The following is a 2984-nucleotide window of genomic DNA, read 5'->3' as shown; positions in this document are numbered from 1 at the left end:
ACTGGCACCATCTCTTTGTTGTCTACGCGAAGAGATACACAAACCGACTTCAAGTCGGTTTTTTTGTGTCTGGAATTTGAGAAGTGTTGGTTTCAGCGGAATTGGAGTAAACACTTCCATGATGATCTGCACCCAGCCACCGCGTCCATGCGGTCTCGTTCAGCCGGGCGGAACCGCTTTCCTAAAGATACGGGGTTCACCCCTGAGTCGGTTTTTTTGTATCTGGGATTCACAAAGTCGCCACGCAAGCGTGTCGGCCGAAGTTCTGTCCCATCGAATCTCCCAGCCAACACTGCCTTGCAATAAGCATGTTTGACTTCTACGCTCATTGGAAAATACCATTTAATGGATCAATGGACATGTCATTAAAGAAAACAATATGGAATATGTGGTCAGTTGTTCTTATCATTTTCGCTTCAAACCTCGTGGTGGCACAGACATCAGTATCGAGTGACTATGTTCCTTTACTCAATAAGCATCAAGGAGAATGGGTAGCGGCAAATTATTCACAACAACAGCTAAATCAGCCAGGCATGGTATGTGTGCGATTTAATAACTATTGGTGTATTAAATCGCCTATGGGTAAACCCACATACTGGGATGGTCAAGAGTCTCAAGACTCAAGGGGACATGCTCAGTTTTCACACCCAAAATACGCGGCTCGCGCTTTTGTCAAACTCATGCGTACCTATTACTTTACCCACAATCTTCGTTCTGCTAATGACATCATGAATCGTTACGCACCGGCGACAGATACCATTGGCTCTGTGGCAGGTGGCAGACCAAACCCAACCACAGAATATGCAAAGCAGATTTCACGGGCACTTGGAAAAGGCCCAGACGAAGACTTAAAGTTGTTCGCAAATGAGACTACCGTCAATAAAGATGAAATGGTGGCGCTATTGATCACGTTTGCGAAATGGGAAATTACCGCTAATAATCAAGTCACCAAAGAACTTGCCCTTGATGGTATTGCTCTAGCGGGTTACTGAACAACTATTAGCGTACAAACTATTCAGGTTGTGGTTTATTCGCTATTTCTAGACGAGTTATTCTACTAAGTTGAAATAACAATGCTTGAATCCAAATCTTTTAGCATCTCAAGAAACGTATTCTTCCATGCTTGCATGCCACCACTCATTATCTTCGTGCTGTTAGCTGTTTCTCTATGGGCGCCAACAAATGGCGAGGTTGAATTCCCCTTAACCATGGCCATTTTTATTGCAGGTGCCGGGGGAGGCATAATTAGTACCTACTTTCGGTTAAAGGATGTGGCCTCAGCTAAAGTAGAAGCAAACGCTATTTTACAAATTTATATTTCACCGATTATTGCCGGGCTGCTCGGCTGGATTTGTTATGCTTTTTTTATTACCGACATGATTAGTGGGCCTTTGTTTCCTGAATTTGTAAACAAAGAACATGATTATGAGGGGCTCAGAAGTGTTTTTCAAATTCAACCCGAACATACTTTAGATGCAGCAAAAGCCCTATTGTGGGCGTTTATCGCTGGCTTTTCCGAAAAAATGATCCCCAATATTCTCGATAAACTATCCCATCAGGCTGAAACTCAAGTCAGGGTCAAAGAATCCAACACAACCATTGAAGTAGTGACGTCAAACGAAGATCAAAAATAGAGGAAAGAAAATGGATATGAGAAAGCTAATCGATTTTCGGCAAAATATAATTCAACCAGTATTAACCCAAATGGGCGCCTCGAACTTAGCCGCAGAAGAATTGTTGTTGGGCACGGCTATTCAAGAAAGTTTGTTTTTAAAGTATCGAGTTCAAATGGGCGGTGGACCGGCGGTGAGTTACTATCAAATGGAACCGGCAACTCATAATGATATCTGGGACAACTATTTAAGGTATCGCAGTGAACTTGCTGCCAAGGCTATTGCCTTTCTTCGCTCGCCTGATGCGGACAAAATTGCAGAGCTTGAAAGTAACGACAAATATGCAACTGCAATGGCACGCATTCATTATATGCGTGTACCGGAAAAGTTACCTGATGCGGGAGATGTAAAAGCACAGGCAAACTATTGGAAAGAATATTACAATACGCCGCTTGGTAAGGGTAAACCAAGTGAATTCATTGAAAAGTGGGAACGGTATCTTGCACAAAGTAACATTTGAAATACGAAAAACCTTTACTGTAGGTTTATGGGTATTCTTGTCATGCTTGAGTGCCTGTTCAACAAACAGCCAGCATACCCAACAAAAACGCTTAACCGAGCAAAGTAACTATTCTGTTGTTCAAGCAACTGATAATAAGCCGAAATACGTGACTAATTACACTGCTTCAGGCAAGCCGTATTATCATCTAAAATTTGTGCTCGATTCTGAAAACCTGTTGCAAGTAGAACGCTATACATTGCAAGAATTCGAGCAAAATGGTGGACAATTTGAAGTGCTTTTAAAAAAGAGCGCTTTCCCAATTCAGGCTCCAAACTGTAATTCCAATCTAATTCTGCGCATGCCTTGGGTTCCACCAGACGTTGATTTGACGTTGAAATACCAACTATATCAATCAATATTAGCTGTTTATCTAGGGCATGCCGAGCAAGTCTCTGTTGTATTAGAGCTAAACCCTTATGTGCAGGAAAGCCAGCAAGGAATTGAGCTAACGCAATGTAATATATTCTTTAGGCATGCGAATGCTAAGTATGTACCGCACACTGAAAGCTATCATTAATCCGCCAATGACTTCCTAAACGATCGCTTAAAAATAGCAACGTTTAATGATTTGCGCAGATACAATAAAGCAGACTTCTAAGCAATGGTATGCGCCTATTCACCGGCGACTAGCTGAATTCAAATTAGCGGTAATAATCTTGCCTAAAATATCACGAATATGATTAGCCTGAATTCGTGTACTTCGCAGGCAGGGAAAGATAGCTATTCATTTAAAAAATGGCGAAGTGGTGTCAAAAAGTACTATAAATATAGCGATTTTAAGAATGATCAATTTCAGCATTAACTAACCT

4 protein-coding genes are annotated in these 2984 nt (G+C 41.7%); all 4 read left to right on the top strand.

The features are described 5' to 3' along the window. Positions 1-359 precede the first annotated feature (359 nt). The 4 genes from GPLA_RS06400 to GPLA_RS06385 all read left to right on the top strand — a co-directional run bounded on the left by GPLA_RS06400 (position 360) and on the right by GPLA_RS06385 (position 2692). Positions 360-992, top strand: coding sequence for a hypothetical protein (locus GPLA_RS06400; RefSeq protein ID WP_007104046.1), 633 nt, complete (start codon positions 360-362; stop codon positions 990-992). Between the two features lie 81 nt (positions 993-1073). Further along, positions 1074-1634 carry a hypothetical protein gene (locus GPLA_RS06395; protein ID WP_040514044.1) on the top strand — a complete coding sequence of 187 codons (561 nt, stop codon included), beginning with the start codon at positions 1074-1076 and terminating at the stop codon, positions 1632-1634. A gap of 10 nt (positions 1635-1644) precedes the next feature. Continuing rightward, positions 1645-2133, top strand: a complete 489-nt coding sequence (locus GPLA_RS06390; protein ID WP_007104044.1) for a hypothetical protein — start codon at positions 1645-1647, stop codon at positions 2131-2133. Next, complete coding sequence (locus GPLA_RS06385; protein ID WP_226993067.1) at positions 2114-2692, top strand: hypothetical protein; 579 nt, start codon at positions 2114-2116, stop codon at positions 2690-2692. The genes GPLA_RS06390 and GPLA_RS06385 overlap by 20 nt, the downstream gene beginning before the upstream one ends. The last annotated feature ends 292 nt before the right edge of the window (positions 2693-2984 follow it).

Source organism: Paraglaciecola polaris LMG 21857 (assembly GCF_000315055.1).
GTDB lineage: Bacteria > Pseudomonadota > Gammaproteobacteria > Enterobacterales > Alteromonadaceae > Paraglaciecola > Paraglaciecola polaris.
Note: the sequence above shows the minus strand (reverse complement) of the source record. Positions and strands in the feature narration are given on the sequence as shown.